2 protein-coding genes and 1 pseudogene are annotated in these 1,943 nt (G+C 49.2%); all 3 read left to right on the top strand.

The window, feature by feature from the left end:
• Positions 1-252, top strand: a pseudogene (locus tag ACP5KC_RS10380) (type III-B CRISPR module RAMP protein Cmr4); the annotation flags it as partial.
• Between the two features lie 24 nt (positions 253-276).
• Positions 277-735 carry a type III-B CRISPR module-associated protein Cmr5 gene (gene cmr5 / locus ACP5KC_RS10375; protein WP_428287537.1) on the top strand — a complete coding sequence of 153 codons (459 nt, stop codon included), beginning with the start codon at positions 277-279 and terminating at the stop codon, positions 733-735.
• 12 nt (positions 736-747) lie between these two features.
• Positions 748-1,943: RAMP superfamily CRISPR-associated protein (locus ACP5KC_RS10370; RefSeq protein WP_428287536.1), on the top strand; the 1,196-nt coding region annotated here is incomplete at its 3' end.

The raw sequence follows: 1,943 nt of genomic DNA, 5'->3' as shown, positions 1-1,943 counted from the left end.
AGTGTCATGATTCAGTGGAGGGTAAGACTCGATAAAGAAAGGAAAACCGTTAATGCTGGTCCCTGGAGCGAAGAGTACCTGCCGATGGAAACAGTCCTTGTCTCGCTAGTGCTGTGTAGAATTAGGGAGGGAAAGGACCCGTGTGACGACTTAAGGAAGGCGCTCCACGGACGCGCTATCTTTGTCGGAGGGAAGGAGAGCATTGGCCGAGGGCTTGTAAAACTCTACTTCTCCCCACCCGAGGCAACGTAGAGTACTTGACCCAGGTGAGAAGGCTTGTCCACGCAGAGCAAGGACTTGGTCGCTGAAGTCTTAAAGTGTATAGAGGCCGTCACCAGCGCAGCCGGAGGGGAGAAAGGCCGCATACTCGGGAAGTTCAGAGCTAGGGCTAGGTCCCTACCCGCGGATCTCGCCGCGCACGGTCTCAGGTACCTCGTCGTCCTCACAGCCGCGCGGTCTAATAAGAGCCTGATCGAAGAGAGCTTGAAGAAAAACAGCTGCGTTGAGGTAGTCAGTAGCCTTATGAACATGAAAGACCTGGACGAAGACGAGCGCAGCTACGCGCTCTACGGTGGTGTCCTGGTCTACCTCCTCAAGCAGCAAGGAATAATCGGGGGAGGTGTTACTGATTTCAGGAGTCTACTCGATAAACTCGCAGACCCTGCCGTTGAGGAAAGGGCCAAAATAGTAACCGAGTGGCTGAAGAGGCTCGCGGAAGCCTACATATCCGAGTAGGTGTACAACCTGATGAGCGAGGTAGTCATAACAGTCCAGAACACGACGCCGCTGTTGACCGGGTGGTACGAGCCGAGGCTTGTCGACCCCGTCGGACTTAGGGCTACGGAGATAAAGGGCCTCTGGCGCTGGTGGGCGAGAGCGTTCGTTGGCGGGGTACTGTACGACCTAGGCTACTTAGAAGAGCGACCTCCAAACATCATCTTCCTAAGACCAACCAGAGAAGAAGTCTCCATGATAAGCAGTATAGTGGGAAAGAATCTAGGTCTCGGCTACGCAGGCAAGAATGAAACGTATCCTTCGCAGTTAAAAATCTATATCGAGCCCCTGAATCACGTTCCAATATGGACGATAAATCGAGAGGGCGAGCGCAGTCATGTGGAACCCGATTACACGCAGTACGGGCGAATAAGGTTGCTAACACTTAAGAGGAGGAGAAAGGTAGAAAAAGAGGCAGAGAAAGGTAAAGAGGAAAAAATCGAACTAATACCACCTGGAAAGGGTAAGTTCAATATACACATCAGAACTGTGGCCCCAATAGACCAATCCAATGCTCTTACGGCCATAAAAATACTTTTAGTCGGTTTGCAAATGATGGGTGTTGGTAAGGGAGCTAGACGAGGACTAGGCTCGCTTGACGTGCTCAAAGTCGGGGATCTTGAAATAACTAAAGATCTTTCGAAGCTAATTAAGGAGACATACGACGAAGTTGAGGATATTGTAAAGAAGAGTAACATAGTTGTGGGGCGGAGCGGACGACGAGGGCCTCATGTATCAAGTAACCTACCGCCTCTGCCCGTGATATCTAAAGATAAAAATATGTACATCACACAAATATATCATATTCCACGACTTCAACCCCCTGAATTTGTTAAAATCCACAACTTCTTCCTAAAAGCAAGCAGGTTGACCGTCTTAGGTAGTGACAAGTTGAGTCAACAGCATGAAGAATGGGTTCTTGGACTACCGCGGAGAATAGCAAAGGATACCATAAAAGTTAGAAGGGCTTCACCGTTTACGATGAGCTTCCATACAGAGCAGAACCATTTTGGTGAAGGCGCGTATGTAGCTGTATTCTTATCGGGTGATTGGCCTACCAAAATAGCACAGTACCTCAATTATCAAAGACAGAAACCTACTAGTACACACAGGAAAAACCCAATTGTTAAAGCTCTTGCAACGGCCGTCGAAGAGTTCAAGTCCTATAC

This window comes from Infirmifilum sp., from assembly GCF_049970975.1.
GTDB classification, from domain to species: Archaea; Thermoproteota; Thermoprotei; order Thermofilales; family Thermofilaceae; genus Thermofilum; species Thermofilum uzonense.
This window is presented reverse-complemented; position numbering and strand designations above follow the sequence as displayed.